Genomic DNA, 16,457 nt, shown 5'->3' on the forward strand with positions numbered 1-16,457 from the left:
CCAGCCAGCCGTGGTCGGGTTTTAAAACCTGGATTCCGGACAAAAAGCGGATAGACTTTAAGCACGGACCAACCTATCCTGTTTTCTGTCACCTCGCGACCGGGATCACATTATGACCAACCGATTTTCTCTGTTTTTTGCCAAGCAGCGACAGGCCATCACACGTTTCATCTTCTGGACGGCAGGATTCATTGCCCTGTGGGCCGTGCTGGCGGGACTGGTACTGCCGCAAGTTGTCCGGCACGTGACGCAAAGTCGGCTGTCGGAAATGCTCGGCAGTGCCTGCACCCTTGAAAAGGTGCAATTCAACCCTTTCACCCTGCGCCTGACCGCCAGTCATCTGCGCATCCCCCTGCCCGACGGCGGCGACTGCTTCAGCCTGGAACAATTGCAGGTCCGCCTGAGTCCAAGCGGCATTTACCGGCTGGCACCGGTGCTGAGCGATCTGAAATTCACCAAACCCAACCTGGAGGCGGTCCTGCAAACAGACGGCACCCTGTCCCTCGCCAGCCTGGCACCCGCGTCCAAACCGGAACCGACGAGAAAAACAACGCCATCCGAAGCACCCGCTACCGACAATGTTGAACCCGGGGACCGGTTTTTCGGTCTGGTAATCAGCGACCTGGAAATTGTCGGAGGCCGCCTGCATTTTCAGGATAATATTCGGCAGACCGAACACACCATCAGCTCCCTTGAATTTTTCACCCCCTTCACCTCGACCCTGCAGCGGCATCGTGAACAGGCCATCACGCCCTACCTGCAGGCAGTGGTCAACGGGCGACCGTTGCGCATCGAAGGAAGGCTCAAGCCTTTTGCCGAGCAACTGCACACGGAATTCGACATCCGCCTCGACCGCCTGGAACTGGCACGCTTTCAACCCTATCTGAAACCCTTTGCCGACATTACCCTGGAAAACGGCGTGCTCAGCACCGATCTGGTTTTCAACATGCGCCAGCATGCAGAAACCGGCATCCGGCTGGGCCTGACTGGCAAGCTGATGGCCTCCGATCTCGCGCTTCTGGCACCCGATGGCGCGCCGGCGCTGCGCTTGCCCGGCCTGAGCATCGCCCTGGATGGCGCCCTCAATACCGACGAGGGCCTGACTCTGAAAAAAGTGACGGCGCAGCACCCCGAACTGCAGGTTACGCGGCTTGCGGACGGCCGCATCGACTGGGCCACCTGGTGGAAAAAACCGCCGGAACCCGAGGAACAGGACGATACTCCCCTGCCGCTGCATGTGGAGCTGTTCGAAGTAAAAAACGGCAGGGTACTGTGGCGCGACCGCAAGATCCGGGGCGGGTTTCAGACCCTTGCCGAAGAGCTTGCCATAACCGTGGCCAACCTGCGCCTGCCCGGCAGCGAACCGGCCCGCCTGCAGGCGGCACTGCGCCTCGGCGACGCCAGCCTGTCCCTTGACGGCGCCCTTCTCCCGAAGCCCCTGCAAGGGAGCCTGCGCATGGAGCTTGCTGATCTGGCCCTGGCCCAATTTCAGCCATACGCAGCGGCGAGCGGCATACCCGTCACCCTGCAACAGGGCAAACTGACCTGCTCCGGCCTCCTGGAAACCGATGCAGATGCCTTTATTTTCAAACAGGGAACGGTGGGCCTGCAGGGGCTGGCGCTGCAGCGTAACGACACCCGCAAAACCTTCTTCCGGATGGAGGATCTGATCCTGGAAGGATTGACCGTCTCAGCAGCGGCGCACCGCATCGAAGCACGGCAGCTGACACTGCGCGCCCCGTCCCTGCAGCTGCGCCGTGACCGCAAGGGCATCATCGATCTGCAGCAGCTGCGGCCGGCCACTCACAGAGACGCTCCCGCCAGGACTCCGGAAGGGCCGGAACGCCCCTGGCAGCTGTTGCTTGCCGAGCTGAAACTGGAAGAGGGACAGGTCGCCGTCGGGCTGGAGGGCCCGAAGGAAACAGCCACGGCTGAGCTTCGAAACCTGTCCGCCCGCATCACCGGCTACGACTCGGCTGCCGCGACGCCACTGAATGTGTCACTGGCAGGCCGGGACAGGCAGGGAGGCACCCTCGTCATCGATGGCACTGCTCTGCTCAAGCCCCTCGAACTGAAATTGCGCATGCGCACCTCCAGTCTGGACCTGAGGCCCATGTCCCCCCTGCTGGGCGCCCTCAACCCGGACCTGCGACTCGGTGCCGGCACCCTGACCGCCGACCTGCGCACCGACCTGAAAAGCGCGGCCGGCAAAAACCGGTCAAGGACCACGGGTCAGGTGCGGCTGGAGTCCGTCTCGCTGCTGGAAGGCAAGCGGCAGTTCGCCGCCCTGCGCCGCCTGCAACTGCCGGGCCTCGACATCCAGCCGGCGCAACAACGCTACAGCATCGGCAAAGTATCCCTGACCCGGCCGCACATCAACCTGGTGGTGGACAGCAACGGAGCCAACAATCTGGCACGGCTGTTCGGCGGCCATCCTCCAGCCGGCCAGGCGCCCGCCACAAAACCCAAAAAACCGTCAGCGGCCAAGCCCCCCTACCTGCGCATCGCCGGAATAGAAATCGCCGATGCCACCTTGCGGATGCACGACAACAGATACAAACCGGCCCTGACCAATCAACTCGAAAAACTGAACGTCACCGTCGGCGCCATGGATTCCAGCCCCGACAGCCGCTCCCCTCTGACGTTCGCCGGCAAACTGGACGGCGCGCCCGTCAAGGGGGAAGGCAGCATGAATCTGCTGCGGGCCGCCGACGCCATGGAACTTCAGACCAGCCTGCGGACCTTGAACCTGACACCCTTGTCCCCCTGTCGGAACGTTTTATCGCCTATCCTCTGCAGCAGGGGACGTTCACCCTCGACAGCCGTATCGCCATCGACCAGGGCAAGCTGGACTCGACCCACAAAATTCACCTCGACAGCCTGGAACTGGGCAAAAAGGTCGATTCACCCGATGCTCCCGACCTCCCGGTCAAACTCGGTGTCAGCCTGCTGCAGGATCCCGCCGGCAATATCAACCTGACCCTGCCGGTGCGCGGAGATCTGCACGACCCAAGCTTCAGCGTCGGCGGCCTGATCTTCAAGGTGATCGCCAACCTGCTGATGAAAGCGGTGACATCCCCTTTCGCGCTGCTCGGCGGCATCCTGGGCGCCGGCGACGAAGGGCTGGAATACCTCCCCTTCAGCCCGGGTGAGGGGCGACTGCTGGCAAAGGATGCCCAGGCGGTGCCCACCATTGCCGAGATGCTGCTGGCGCGGCCGAAGATCGGGTTGGTACTGACCCCGCATGCCGATGAAGAAGACCGCAAAATGCTGGCCGATGCCTACGTCATGCGCCGCATGCAGGAACTGAAGCATGCCGACCTGCCAAAATCCGAACAGCAGCGCCTGGAGCCGCTGGATCTGGCCGTCGGCCCCGAAACGGATGCCGATGAATACGCGGATCTGCTGTTCGAGGTCTATGCCGAACAAGCCTTCGACAAGCCAAAGAATTTTCTCGGGCTGGTAAAAAAACTCCCGCCGCAGGAGATGATGGAGCGGATTCGCGAACACTATCCGAACGATGACAAAGCCCTTGAGCAACTCGCCCTGGAGAGAGGCCGGCAGGTGCAAAAAGCGTTCATCGAAACCCGCCCGGAACTGCAAGGTCGGGTCACGGTGGCACCCCCACGGGTGCCGGGCGAAGGACACCACGTCAGTTTCGGCGTTCAATGACGCATTGGCCAACATGAGCGCCCCGCCAATACAGACGACGGACGGCACCGCTGGCGGCGGCTTGACTTTGCCCATGGCGCCGATATCGTTTTACTAAGATTTCGTCATCAAAATGGTTTTTTGCCGTTGTTTTTATCATGCCCTTTTCTGACAGCCGGGCGAGGATGGTCATGAAAGCATATGCAGAGCAAAAACCTCATGCCATTGTCACCGGCCTTGAATACATGCAGGGGATTCAAGCCGCAAGGATTCTGTCCAGACGTCATCATCTGCCCGTCATAGCAATCTGCGAAGACATAAATCATCCTTATGCCAAAACCAATTGTTGCGAAAACGTCGTATCATCCAAGGGCGATCTCATCGGAGCGCTGATGGATATCGGCAAAAGCCTGCCGCAAAAATCCGTTCTATATCCCGGAACCGATGGCGATGTTCTGATGGTTTCACGCAACCGGCAGCAACTGTCCGAATACTTTTTTCTGTGCCTTCCGAAACCTCAAGTCGTCGAAATGTTGATGGACAAACTGCAATTTTATGCCTTTGCACAAAAATCCGGCTTTCGCGTTCCGGACACCTGGTTCGTCTACAATCGCGACGATCTGGAAAAAGCGGTTAAAACGCTGTGTTTCCCATGTGTTCTCAAACCGCATATGCGCACTGCCGAGTGGAATCGGCTGTCGCCGTTCAAAGCATTTAAAATCAATACGCTGCAGCAACTGTTGGCCATCTACGAGCGATACGAAAACGCCACCGGGTGTTTTATCCTGCAAAACTGGATCGAAGGCCCGGACGCCAACCTTTTCTCCTGCAATGCCTATTTTGATGCCGCCGGAGGCGCTCTGGCGACTTTCGTGGCCCGAAAACTCCGCCAGTGGCCACCGGAAATGGGGCAAAGCTCCCTCGGCGAGGAATGCCGCAACGATTTCGTGCTCCATGAAACATTGCGGCTGTTCCAGACGGTCGGTTTTCATGGCCTTGCCTACCTGGAAATCAAACGGGACCAGCGTTCCGGCGACTACTTCATGGTCGAGCCGAATATCTGTCGCCCCACCGGCAGATCCGCCATCGCCGAAGCGGGCGGCGTCGATCTGCTCTACACCATGTATTGCGATGCCCTCGGCCTGCCGCTGCCACCGAACCGTGTGCAGCAATACCGGGGCGTGAAGTGGATCAATCTGAGGCAGGATCTGCGGTCGGCGCTCTATTACTGGCGCAAGGGCGAGCTGAGCGTCCCGCAGTGGCGCGAGTCACTGCGCGGACGCAAAACCTTCGCCATTTTTTCCTGGTCCGATCCGCGCCCCTTCGTCGGAGACCTGTGGCGTTCCGTCCGCCTGTTTATCAACAGCAGTGAACGCCGCCGCCACCGTCCGGATGAACCTTCAAGGGAGAAAACATGAGAATCCTGCTTGCCAGCCCGATCGACACCGAGGCTCTCGCCATCCTCCAGCAGCGGCACGATGTGGTTTCATGCATCGGCGCCAGCCAGGAACAACTGCGGGAGCGGATCCGGGATCGGGAAATCCTGATCTTTCGCAGCGGCGTCGAGATCAGCGGCGAACTCATGGCCGAAGCGCCGGGGCTGCGGCTACTGATCCGCGCCGGCTCCGGGCTGGACAACATCGATCTGGACTACCTGCGCACCCATGGTCTGGAACTGCAGAGGATACCCCAGCCCGGAGCCAGAGCCGTGGCGGAACTGGCGTTTGGCCTGATGCTGGCGCTGTCCCGGCAGATCCTGGTGGCAGACCGCTTGCTGCGCGAGGGGGTCTGGGCCAAACACCGCCTGACCGGGCACCTGCTGACCAGCAAGCAACTGGGCATCGTCGGGCTTGGCAACATCGGCTCCCTGCTGGCGAACATGGGCCTGGCCTGGAACATGCGGGTCACGGGCTGTGTGGAACACCCCTCGCCGGAACGGGCCGCAGCCTTTGCGAGCCAGGGCATCCAGCTGGCCGATCTGGATACCGTTCTTGCTTCGGCCGACTACCTGAGCGTTTGCGTCCCCCTGAAAGACTCGACCTGCAAGCTCATCGGCCGCGAGGAACTGGCCATGCTGAAACCGGGCAGCTATGTTCTGAACATGGCCCGGGGCGGCATCATCGATGAAGCGGCGCTGAGCGAAGTCCTGCGCCAGGGATCCCTGGCTGGCGCGGCACTGGATGTGCACCAGGTGGAAGGCGGCGGCGCCATCTCGCCGCTGGCCGACTTGCCCAATGTGGTGCTGACGCCGCACATCGGCGCCATGACTATCGACTCCCAGCGGGAGATCGGACGCCGGATCATCGGCATTGTCGACACCTTCGCCGTTTCCGGATCAACACCCGACGGGCAGGCACGGGAAACAGGACTGCCGCTTTAGATTGTATCCACCCGGAAACTCCAGATGGATACAGTTGTGCAAGGAGGCTGGCGATGCAAAAAAAAACCACGCAGTTCAAGGCTCTGTTGCAAGCGCGGGATCTGCAGTTTCTGATGGAAGCCCATGACGGGCTGAGCGCCCGCATCGTCGAGGAAGCCGGCTTCAAGGGCATCTGGGGCAGCGGTCTGGCCATCGCCGCATCGCTGGGGGTGCGGGACAACAACGAAGCCAGCTGGAGCCAGGTACTGGACGTCGTCGAATTCATGAGCGATGCCTCCTCCATCCCCATCATGCTGGACGGCGATACCGGCTATGGCAATTTCAACAATGTGCGCAGACTGGTGCGCAAACTGGAGCAGCGCGGCGTCGGCGCGGTCTGCATCGAGGACAAACTGTTTCCGAAAAACAACTCGCTGCTGGACAATGCCCGCCAGCCCCTGGAAGCCATCGATGTCTTTGTCGGCAAAATCAAGGCGGCCAAGGACAGCCAGCAGGACGAGGATTTCTGCGTGGTCGCGCGTATCGAGGCGTTCATCGCCAAATGGGGTCTGGGCGAGGCCCTGAAGCGGGCCGAGGCATACCAGCGGGCCGGCGCCGATGCTCTGCTGATCCACAGCAAGCTGTCGACGGCGGATGAAATCCTGGCTTTCATGAAGGAGTGGGGCGACACCTGCCCTGTCGTGGTGGTGCCCACCAAATACTATACGACGCCGACTTCGGTTTTTCGTGAAGCCGGCATCCGTCTGGTGATCTGGGCCAACCACCTGCTGCGCTCCAGCGTGGCCGCCATGCAGAAAACCGCGGCGACAATCCATTCCCAACAGTCGCTGCTGGAGGTCGAAAAGGACATCGTGCCAGTGCAGGAGATCTTCCGCCTGCAGAATGTCGAGGAACTGAAACAGGCCGAGGATCGTTATCTGCCGCCGGCCCGCCGGCCGGATATAGTCGAATAATCCGGCTCGGACCTCATAGCCGGAGACAGCCATGTTTGTCGATGACTTTTTGCAATCTTCACCCCTGCACCGGATGCCATGAAATTACTGACAACCAACCGGCCAACTCACCGAAAACTGCTGTTGGGGCTGTATGTGCCCGCCGGACTGCTGATGCTCGCCACCCTGGCGGTGAGTCTGCACACCGGCATCCCTCTGGCCATGTTCACCCGGGACCCGGCCGACATCACCGAAACCTCGCCCTTTCTGGGAGTGGTGTCGAATATATGTATCCTGCTGTGGTGCGCCACGGCCAGCATCTGCCTGTTTTCACATCTGGGCGTCAAAAAAAAAGGTCATAAGGACCTGGCAATGTTTTTGCTGGTTTCCGGCCTGTTTACCGGCATGCTGCTGCTGGACGACCTGTTTCTGCTGCACGAAAGGGTTCTGCCAGGATATCTGCACTGGCGGCAGCGCTACATCTATCTGGGCTACATGACGATCACTCTGGGATATCTTGCAGGCTTCCGCAAGATTATCTTCAGAACCGATCACTTGCTGCTGGTGCTGGCGCTCGGCTTTTTCTTTCTGTCGGTAGCGGTCGATTGCATCGCCGCCCGCTGGGGACATCTGATTCCTGTTTATCATCTCTTCGAGGATGGCTTCAAGCTGTTCGGCATTGTCAGCTGGCTGGGCTATTTTGCAAACACGTCACTGCAATGGCTCGCCCGCCCTGAATAGCGCCCCTGACCGGCCCGGTGAATCACCCGAGGAAGGGACTGAACATGCATGCAGTTTTCGCCAGTGTTCGCGATGCATCCGAAGCCACCCTGCCGCCGTTGACGGAGGAGCAATTTGCCGGTTGGCTTACCGCGCGGGGGGAAAAAACCGTTCGACACCAGGGGCGTTACTGGCTGCGGGTGCATCCCGGCTTTTATTCCGCTCTGCATCCGCTGGCCCGCATGACGGCGGCGGAAGCGAGCCGCCCCTGCCGGGCGTGCTGGGGCTATCGCTGTGCGCTGCGGGAGGAGGACAGGCAACAGGCCAACGGCAGCATGCCGCTGCACATGCTGGCCGACGTAACAGACTATACCTGGCAGAATCTGAGCCCGCGCCACCGCAACAAACTGCGCAACCTGCGCCGCCAGGCACGGATCGTGGAACTGTGCGAGCCCGAGCTGCTGAGCCGGCAGGGATACGGGATCCTGCGCTCGGCCCATGCCCGCAACCGTTACGGCAGAGTGCCCGGCCCCGCCGCCTATCGGCAAATGATCAGGCGCTATTATGACGGCGGACACTGCCTGGTGCTGGGCGGCCTGATCGACGGCCATCTCGGCGGCTATCTTACCAGTTATGCCATCGGCACAACGGCCTACATCGACGATCTGTTCCTGCATTCCGATTATCTGCGCACCAATATCAGCCTCGGCCTGTTTTACGAATGGGTGCAGATCTGCCGCCGTTCCGGATTCATTCGCGAAATCGTCCACGGCCTGCATGCCCGGGAAGCGCCCGGCCTGTGCCGCTACAAGGAAGAACTGGGGTTGGCCATCGTGCAAATGCCGGTGCGCGTGTGGTTCGCCCCCGGCACCGAATCCGCCGTCAGAATCCTGCGTCCCCACGCCTATTACCGCCTTACCGGGCACGACTGAAACAGCCCTTTGCTCCGCGTCACCCGGTGTTGCGCAGCCCGGCCGCGATGCCATGAATGGTGGCCGCCAGCAGGTAATTCAGCGCGTCGCTCTCTTCACCGGCCCGCCGTCGCCGCAAAAGCTCGATCTGCATCAGACTCAGGGGATCGACATAGGGGGTGCGCAGACGCAGGGACCGGGCCAGGCTCGGCTCGTGTTCCATGAGACTGCGCTGGCCGGCAACCTCCAGCACGGCGGCCAGCGTGCGCCGATATTCGGCATCCACCAGAGCGAAAAACCGCTCGCGCAGCCCGGAATCCGTTACCAGTTGCGCATAACGCCAGGCTATGGGCAGATCGACCTTGGTCAACGCCAGCTCCACGTTGCGGATCAGATCCGTAAAAAACGGGCAGTCGCGCATCATTTGCGCCAGCAGGCGGCGGGCATCCGCGCCTTTTTCGGCAAAGGTGGACAGAGCATGGCCGACCCCGAACCAGCCAGGCAGCACATGGCGGCTCTGCATCCAGCCGAAAACCCAGGGAATGGCGCGCAGATCGTCGATGCCACCGGCCGGCTTGCGCCGCGCCGGCCGCGAGCCGATTTTGGCCAGTTCGAATTCCTGCACCGGCGTGGCCTGTTCGAAATAGGGCACCAGGTCGGGGTTTTCAACAATGTGCCGGCGATAAAAGGATAGCGCCAGCAGCGACATCTCTTCCAGGGCGGATTCCCATTCGGAACAGATCCCTTCGCTGTCCGTGTCGGCAGACAGCAGGTTTTCGAGACAGGCGGCTACCATCAGTTCGAGATTGCGCCGGGCCAGCACCACATCCGCGTATTTCCAGTTGATGACTTCGCCCTGTTCGGTAATTCTGATGCCGCCGGAAAAAGCCCCCGCGGGTTGACAGCGTATGGCACGATGCGTGGGACCGCCGCCGCGGCCCACGGTACCTCCCCGGCCGTGGAACAGCCGCAGGCGGACATGGCTCTCCCGCGCCACCCGGTGCAGTGCCCGCTGGGCCTTGTAAAGCTCCCAGGTGCTGGTGAACATGCCGCCGTCCTTGTTGGAATCCGAATAGCCGAGCATCACCTCCTGGCAACCGCCCCAGCTATCCAGCAGGTTGCGGTAGTCTTCATCGTGCCACAGCCGATGGCAGATTTCCGGCGCATTGCGCAAATCTTCGATCGATTCAAACAACGGCACCGGCATCAGGCCGGGGTCCCGGCTTTCGTTGTCCGCGGCGACCTTAACCCCGGCCTGACGGGCCAGCTTCACCAACAGCAGGACATCCTCGGCGCTCTGCGCGCCGCTGATGACATAACGGCAGATCGCCTGCGGCGGAAACTGCCGCTTGAGCACCGCAACCGCCTCCAGCGCCTCCATGACCGTGCTCGATGCGCTGCTATCGCCTTGCCCCTGCTCGATATCGGCCGCGGCCTGCCGATGCAGGCGGGCGTGCTGCCGGATATCGAGCGCATGCAGGTGAAACCCAAAGGTATCCACCTTGCGCAGCAGCGGATCGAGATAGCTGCGGGAGAGTCGTTGCGCGCGGTGGTGATCGAGGCTGTCACGCACCAGCCGCAGATCCGCGTAAAAGTCTTCGGCGCAGCGGTAGGCGTCGGCATGCCGCGGTGCTTCGAGGGTGCACTCCAGACGATAGCCGACCGCCGCCATGAACTGCCGGTACAGTTCACATGACGGAAATGCCGCCATCCGTCCGACGGCCCCGGGCATGGTCTGGCGATAACCCTGCAGCGCCTTCCGGAAGTCCGCTGAGGGAGGCACCCGGCATCCGGAGGAGGTCAGCACCTCCCCAAGCTGCGCCACATCCGCCAGATAGCTTTCAAGGATAACGGCCCGGGCGCCGGCCAAAGCGGCACGGGTGGAAGCGGACGTTACGGACGGGTTGCCGTCGCGGTCGCCGCCGATCCAGGAGCCGAAACGCACCACCGTCGGCAGGCTTCCGGGGGTGATCGGCAGAAGATAAACTTCCTGCAGCGCGGCGGCGAGATCGGGGTAGAAATCCCTCAGCGCCGGGATCAGAAAAGGGCTGTAATGGTCCAGTCCCATGTCGATTTCATTTTCGACGGTCGGGTGCTGGCGGCGGATTTCCTCGGTCTGCCATAGCGCCGTGATTTCACAGAGAATCGCCTGCTGATGAGCGGCCGCTTCGGCATCGAACAGCAGCGGCCGGTTGAGCTGTTCCAGAGCGGTGGCGATATGCTGACGCTTGGTACGGGTAACGCGCCGCGCGACTTCCGTCGGATGGGCGGTGAATACCGGGACAAGTTCGATCTGCCCCAGAGCCTCCAGCAGTTGTTCCGCCTGGATGCCGCGCTCCCGCAGCCGCCGCAGAGTACCCCGCAGGGAGCCCGGTTTGTCCGCCGCTTCGGGCGCCATGCGCACAGCCCGCAGGCGCCGTTTGCGATGCTGGATCTCGGCCAGGTTGACCAGTTCGAAAAACGTCGAAAACGCCTTGACGATCTGGCCGGCATCGTCCAGTGACAGTTCGCGTATCAGATCGATGGCCGCCTGCAAGCGGCCCCCATCCTGCCAGGCCTGCGAGGCAAACTCGGCATGATAGAGGCGGCGCCGGTGGGCGATGGCTTCCTGGCGAAGCTGCTCCTCCCGCTCGAAGACCGGCATGCCGGCCTGCTCCAGGATAACGGTGCCGAGCAGCTTTCCCAGGGAACGCACATCGCGACGCAAGGGCCGCTCCCAGAGGTCGCCGGCAAAACTGGTCAGTTCGGCGAGCCTTGCCAGCGGACTGTCGACTTTCCAGTACAATTCGTCCATGAAGAACCCCTTCCGATGTATTGCCACTTGGCAAACCAAAAACGGATCAGCTCTTTCCACGGCTGCGCGGGTGGGCCCGGTCGTACACGTCCATCAGCCGGTCGAGGCTGACCTGGGTGTATTTCTGGGTTGTGGACAACGACGCATGTCCAAGCAGCTCCTGAATAGCGCGCAGATCGGCGCCGCCATCCAGCAGATGGGTAGCAAAGGAGTGGCGCAGGGCATGGGGGGAGGCATCTTTGAGAATGCCGGCGTGCAGCAGCCATTTTTTCAGGTTGCGCTCGATACTCCTGGCCGACAGTCTTTCGCCCCGGTAGTTGAGAAACAGCGGCTGGTCCTGTCGCGGCGCGCCCCGCGCGACCAGATAACGGTCCAGGGCCTGCCGCGCCATGCGCCCGACCGGCACGATGCGCTCCTTGTCGCCTTTGCCCCGGACCCGCACCAGCCCTTCGACAAGATCGACGTGACCGACATCGAGTGCTGCCAGTTCCCCGACCCGCAGGCCGCTGGAATAAAACAGCTCGAGAATGGCCCGATCGCGAACCGTGAGCGGCTCGTCGCTGGCGGCAGCCTGTATCAGGGCAAACATCTCGTCCACCGTCAAAACTTTTGGCAGATAGCGCTCGCGCCGGGGCGTGGCGACGGTTTCGGCGGGATTGACCTGCAATGCCCCCTGGCGCACCAGATAACGGAAAAAGCTGCGTATGGCTGACAGTTTGCGGCCAATGGTGGTTCTGCAGTTGCGCTTGTGCAGCCGGGCAAGATAGCGCCGCAGCAGCAAAACATCGACCCGTTCCGGTGTCACCGGCCCGGCATCCGTGTCCGTCTGACTTTTGACAAACCGTAAAAACTCCAGTAAATCGTGCCGATAGGCGCGCAGCGTGTGAACGGACAGGTTGCGTTCAATCTCAAGATAGCAACAGAAGCGATCGATTGAGCGGTCCATGTTTCATCCCTGTCCGGCCCGGGCCATATAAACCGGCGGGCCTGCAGATGCGCGCGTTGACGCTTGCGCGGGAGCATGCCATAATCGGAGGCGATCGGAACAATCCCGCAAAGCATTCCATAATGCGCCATAATGCGGATTCGCGGCGGGATATCGTGCGCGACACTTATCATCCTACAGCACCCCCCGGCATGGTTCAACAGCAAAGCGGTGCCTGCCGCACGGCCTGTCCCGGAGCTTTGCCGTCCGGAGCAGCCTCGGCCTTCTCAGGGAGCAACAGCCATGATCACCCTCGACATTCCAACCCGGCAGCGTGAAGAAATGCTCGATATCACCGACCTGGTTCGCGATGCCATCCGTCGGTCGGGAATCCGGCAGGGAATCGCCTGTCTGCATGTTCCGCATACCACCTCGGCGATCACCATCAACGAAAACGCCGATCGCGATGTGGTTCGCGACCTGCTTTTCGGCCTGCAGCGCCTCGTCCCCCGCGATGCCGGCTATCATCATGCCGAAGGCAACAGCGATGCCCACCTGAAAAGTTCGCTGCTGGGCGTCGATCAGACCCTGCTGATCGAAAGCGGCCAGCCGGTACTGGGCACCTGGCAAGGAATCTATTTCTGCGAATTCGATGGCCCGCGCCGCCGCAAACTTCACCTCCGGATCATCGCAGCATGACGCCGCGCGTCGCACTGACCGCCGCGGCTGATTACCGGCGCGAAACGGTTGCGGAAGCCATCGGGATCCTTGTGGAGCATCTGGGGGGAATGGGCGCCTTCATCCGGCCCGGCCAGCGGGTGTTGATCAAACCGAACATGCTGGCCGGCAAGCCGCCGGACAGCGCGGTTACCACCCACCCGGAAGTGGTGCGCGCGGTCATCCTGCTGGCGCAGAAAGCCGGCGGCATCGTCTCGGTAGGGGACTCGCCCGGCATCGGCGCTCCGGCACAGGTAGCGCGACATTGCGGCATCATGGATGTGATCGAAGAAACCGGGGCGGTTTTTGCCCCTTTCCAGGATTCGGTCGCCATTGGCGCGGTCGGACGGACTTTTCACAAACTCGAACTGGCCCGGGATGTTGTGGCTGCCGAGGTCATCATCAATCTGCCGAAACTGAAAACCCACGGCATGATGGGACTGACCTGCGGCGTGAAAAACCTGTTCGGCGCCGTGGTCGGAATGCGCAAACCGGCCCTTCATCTGCAGGCCGGCGCCGACAAGGGCCTGTTCGCCCTGATGCTGCTGGAACTGGCGGAACACATCCGCCCTTGCCTGACCATCGTTGATGCCATTGTCGGGATGGAAGGCAACGGTCCCGGCAGCGGCGACCCCGTCGCCATCGGCGCGCTGCTGGCCGGCACCGACCCCCTGGCCGTGGACACCGTCGCCACCCGCCTGGTCGGCATGACTCCGGACCAGGTCTGGACGCAGCGCATGGCGCAGCGGACCGGGCGCCCCGGCAGCCGCCTGGAAGACATCGAATGCTGCGGCTCTGCCCTGGAAAAACTGGCGGTACCGCCCCTCCGGCCGGCACCAAGCGCCGACGTGGCGTGGGGCCTGCCCTGCTGGATGCGCTCGGCGTTAAAACATTCTCTGAGTTCGTGGCCTTATGCCGATATGCAACGCTGCAGGCGCTGCGGCCTGTGCGTCAAGCATTGTCCGCCCGGGGCCATGAAACTGGATCACAACCGCCTGCGCATCGACTACCGGCGCTGCATCGGCTGCTTCTGCTGCCAGGAACTGTGCCCCTACGGCGCACTGCTGACCCGCCAGGGCTGGCTGCTGCGCCTCGGCCGCTGGCTGGTAGAACGCCGCAGACCCGCATCCGCAACCGGACAGACACACCGCAAACCGCCCGACCCCCGATAACACCACCCCGACAAACCCCGAGGAATTCGATATGTTCAAACGCCTTGCCCTGCCGCACCGATTGCTTTTGTTGATGATACTGACATCCCTGCTCGGGGGGTGCGCCGTATTCCGCGCCGAACCGCCGGAAATCGCCCTGGCCGCGCTGCAGGTGGACAACCTGACCCTGAGTCACGCCCTTTTGACGGCGGACCTCGATCTGTATAACCCCAACGATTTCAACATCACCGTCGGCAAGATACGCTATGCCCTGTCCATTGGCGGCATCCGCGTGGCCCACGGCAATTCTTTGGACAGCATCCGCCTGGGATCGCTGCAGAGCGGCCAGCTTGCCGTGCGGCTGTCTACCTCTTACCTCAATCTCCTGCGGCTGAGCCCGCTGCTGGAAGAGGGCAAACCGCTGCCTTATGAAATTTCCGGAGACGTGATGCTCGGCAGAATCCCGTGGGCACAACGCAACCTGCCCTTCAGAAAAAAAGGCTCCCTCGACCTTTCCGGACTCAGCTCCGACGCAAACAGCGTCGAAACCTCCGAATGACTCCGGAAACCACGGACAACAACAGACCGGCGGAACAGCAGCATTCGCCCGGCCATTATGGCTAGCGACGGAAGTGCAACTCGTTTTGCAGCTCAAGGATTTTCTTGCGAAGCGCCAGAACCTCCCCGTGAGACGCCATGCCCTTGAGGTGATACCGCAGTTCCTGGTATTCGCCGTGCAGATCTTCCAGGCGTTGGCGGAGGTCCCTGTTGATCGCCTTGAGCTCTTCGTTTTCCCGTTTGAGGGAACGGATTTCTTCAAGGTGTTTGCTGAGCATGTCAACGGTTACAACATTGGAAGCCATGGCCCACCCTTCCTTTCCGATCCGGGGCGGATCTATTATGACCTGAGCAGTTATCATTCTACTCGCAAACATGCGTCAGGTAAAGGGCACGCGCATTGTCGGGGATGGTTGTGGAAATAAGAAACGGGAGGGAATCAGGAAAGTACGCTGCGCACTTCTTCAACCGTCATGCCTTCGATCAGAAGGCGTTTGTGGCGGGATTTATCTCCGGAAACGAGGGTGACCCGACTTTTCGCCACCCCCAGCAGTTTGGCGATGAACTCGCGGCAGGCCTTGTTAGCCGCACCTTCGACGGGCGGGGAGGTCAGGCGCAGCTTGAGACAATCACCCTGCAACCCGGCAAGCTCGTTGCGGCTGGCACGCGGCTGCACATGAATATCGAGCAACACACCCGCATCGGAAGGGGTCAGGCACCCGGACATCAGCGTCCATCCTTGTCGTCGCCAAAGGGCCGCCGGGCGGATGTTTCGTCCTCCAGGATCTCCATCAGCACCGGCTGGAAACGACCCTTTTCCCGGGCGGGCAACGCGTTCATTTCAAGCAGCCGCAGGTGGCTTTCCACCACGGCCCGCAATCCCGACTCGAAAGACACCTTCTGCCGCCGCAGTTCCTGGATTTCCGTAGCCAGATCGAGTTGCCGGCCGCGGGCTTCCTGCAGAATCTTTTCGCCCTGCAACTGGGCATCGGCAATCAGGATATCCGCCTCCCGGCGGGCATTGGCCTTCAATTCGTCGGTCATGCGTTGGGTGGTGAGCAGAGTTTCCTTGAGGGTCGCCTCACGCTCCCTCATTTCGTCGAGAGCGCTGCGGGTCCGCGCCAGATCTTCCTTGAGTTTCTGTACCTCCAGGGCATAGCGCTCCAGTTCATCGGCAACCTGTTCAAGGAATCTGTCGACCCCGGCCTTGTCATAGCCGAAAGTGCGGGTTTTGAACCGGTGCTGCTGAATATCGATGGGAGTGATGGTCATGGCAGGGATCCTGAATCAGCGAAACAGCAAGGTCCGCAAAAAATTGCTTACGAAAAACAAGACGAAAATCAGCACCATCGGCGTAAAATCCAGCCCGCCGACCCGCAAAGGTAGAAGCCGCCGCAGGCGTTGCAAAACCGGCTCCGTGGCGTTGTAAAGGAACCGCACAATGGGGTTGTAAGGATCGGGATTGACCCACGAAAGAATGGCCCGCGCCACCACGATGTAGGCGTAAATCTCGATAGCCGAAGCCACCATTTTTATCAATGTAAACTGCAACCCTTGAAGAATGCCCACGCTTGACCTCGCTTGAAAAAATTTTCATCGTTTTTTCAATAATTAATGTCACGTTATACCGAATCCGCCGCCGAAGTGTCAACGCTTTCGGCAAAGCAAACCGGGCAACGACCGTATCCTTTGACAAACACACAAAAAACCGATACATT

14 protein-coding genes and 1 pseudogene are annotated in these 16,457 nt (G+C 61.1%); 9 read left to right on the forward strand and 6 right to left on the reverse strand.

The features are described from left to right. The first annotated feature begins 112 nt into the window (after positions 1 to 112). The 6 genes and pseudogenes from A6070_RS12670 (at position 113) to A6070_RS12700 (ending at position 8,615) form a co-directional block, all read left to right on the forward strand. Positions 113 to 3,672 (forward strand): annotated as a pseudogene (locus A6070_RS12670) (DUF748 domain-containing protein). A 170-nt stretch (positions 3,673 to 3,842) separates the two neighbouring features. Beyond that, complete coding sequence (locus A6070_RS12680; RefSeq protein ID WP_072286113.1) at positions 3,843 to 5,069, forward strand: carboxylate--amine ligase; 1,227 nt, start codon at positions 3,843 to 3,845, stop codon at positions 5,067 to 5,069. Then, entirely contained in the window at positions 5,066 to 6,031 is a 966-nt protein-coding gene (locus A6070_RS12685) for an NAD(P)-dependent oxidoreductase (RefSeq protein ID WP_072286115.1), read from the forward strand. Before A6070_RS12680 ends, A6070_RS12685 begins: the two co-directional genes overlap by 4 nt. Positions 6,032 to 6,084: 53 nt before the next feature. Next, positions 6,085 to 6,984, forward strand: a complete 900-nt coding sequence (gene aepX, locus A6070_RS12690) for a phosphoenolpyruvate mutase (RefSeq protein ID WP_072286117.1) — start codon at positions 6,085 to 6,087, stop codon at positions 6,982 to 6,984. Between the two features lie 78 nt (positions 6,985 to 7,062). Further along, the gene (locus A6070_RS12695) at positions 7,063 to 7,704 is read left to right on the forward strand and encodes a hypothetical protein (RefSeq protein WP_083568966.1); all 642 of its coding nucleotides are present in this window, start codon (positions 7,063 to 7,065) and stop codon (positions 7,702 to 7,704) included. A 44-nt stretch (positions 7,705 to 7,748) separates the two neighbouring features. Continuing rightward, on the forward strand, positions 7,749 to 8,615 hold the full coding sequence (locus A6070_RS12700; RefSeq protein WP_083558482.1) for a hypothetical protein: 867 nt from the start codon (positions 7,749 to 7,751) through the stop codon (positions 8,613 to 8,615). A gap of 19 nt (positions 8,616 to 8,634) precedes the next feature. On the opposite strand, the gene A6070_RS12705 is transcribed toward A6070_RS12700, so the two are convergent. Both A6070_RS12705 and xerC read right to left on the reverse strand, forming a co-directional pair. Beyond that, positions 8,635 to 11,388, reverse strand: coding sequence for a phosphoenolpyruvate carboxylase (locus A6070_RS12705; protein ID WP_072286123.1), 2,754 nt, complete (start codon positions 11,386 to 11,388; stop codon positions 8,635 to 8,637). A 46-nt stretch (positions 11,389 to 11,434) separates the two neighbouring features. Then, positions 11,435 to 12,334 (reverse strand): tyrosine recombinase XerC, encoded by a 900-nt coding sequence (gene xerC / locus A6070_RS12710; protein WP_072286124.1) that lies wholly within the window; start codon positions 12,332 to 12,334, stop codon positions 11,435 to 11,437. Positions 12,335 to 12,616: 282 nt separating this feature from the next. Between xerC and A6070_RS12715 the strand changes: the two genes are divergently transcribed. The 3 genes from A6070_RS12715 to A6070_RS12725 are packed head-to-tail and all read left to right on the forward strand — an operon-like array spanning position 12,617 to position 14,740. After that, positions 12,617 to 13,012, forward strand: a complete 396-nt coding sequence (locus tag A6070_RS12715) for a secondary thiamine-phosphate synthase enzyme YjbQ (protein ID WP_072286125.1) — start codon at positions 12,617 to 12,619, stop codon at positions 13,010 to 13,012. Then, positions 13,009 to 14,202 carry a DUF362 domain-containing protein gene (locus A6070_RS12720; RefSeq protein ID WP_072286126.1) on the forward strand — a complete coding sequence of 398 codons (1,194 nt, stop codon included), beginning with the start codon at positions 13,009 to 13,011 and terminating at the stop codon, positions 14,200 to 14,202. The genes A6070_RS12715 and A6070_RS12720 overlap by 4 nt, the downstream gene beginning before the upstream one ends. A 31-nt stretch (positions 14,203 to 14,233) precedes the next feature. Continuing rightward, on the forward strand, positions 14,234 to 14,740 hold the full coding sequence (locus tag A6070_RS12725) for an LEA/WHy family protein (protein ID WP_072286127.1): 507 nt from the start codon (positions 14,234 to 14,236) through the stop codon (positions 14,738 to 14,740). Positions 14,741 to 14,801: 61 nt separating this feature from the next. On the opposite strand, the gene A6070_RS12730 is transcribed toward A6070_RS12725, so the two are convergent. The 4 genes from A6070_RS12730 to A6070_RS12745 all read right to left on the reverse strand — a co-directional run bounded on the left by A6070_RS12730 (position 14,802) and on the right by A6070_RS12745 (position 16,308). Next, entirely contained in the window at positions 14,802 to 15,044 is a 243-nt protein-coding gene (locus A6070_RS12730; RefSeq protein WP_072286128.1) for a hypothetical protein, read from the reverse strand. 134 nt (positions 15,045 to 15,178) lie between these two features. Then, positions 15,179 to 15,466: a DUF167 domain-containing protein gene (locus A6070_RS12735; RefSeq protein WP_072286129.1), complete on the reverse strand. Its 288-nt coding sequence runs from the start codon at positions 15,464 to 15,466 to the stop codon at positions 15,179 to 15,181. Then, the gene (locus A6070_RS12740) at positions 15,466 to 16,011 is read right to left on the reverse strand and encodes a DivIVA domain-containing protein (protein WP_072286130.1); all 546 of its coding nucleotides are present in this window, start codon (positions 16,009 to 16,011) and stop codon (positions 15,466 to 15,468) included. The genes A6070_RS12735 and A6070_RS12740 overlap by 1 nt, the downstream gene beginning before the upstream one ends. Positions 16,012 to 16,026: 15 nt before the next feature. After that, entirely contained in the window at positions 16,027 to 16,308 is a 282-nt protein-coding gene (locus A6070_RS12745; RefSeq protein WP_083558483.1) for a YggT family protein, read from the reverse strand. Positions 16,309 to 16,457: the final 149 nt, after the last annotated feature.

Source organism: Syntrophotalea acetylenica (assembly GCF_001888165.1).
GTDB classification, from domain to species: domain Bacteria; phylum Desulfobacterota; class Desulfuromonadia; order Desulfuromonadales; family Syntrophotaleaceae; genus Syntrophotalea; species Syntrophotalea acetylenica.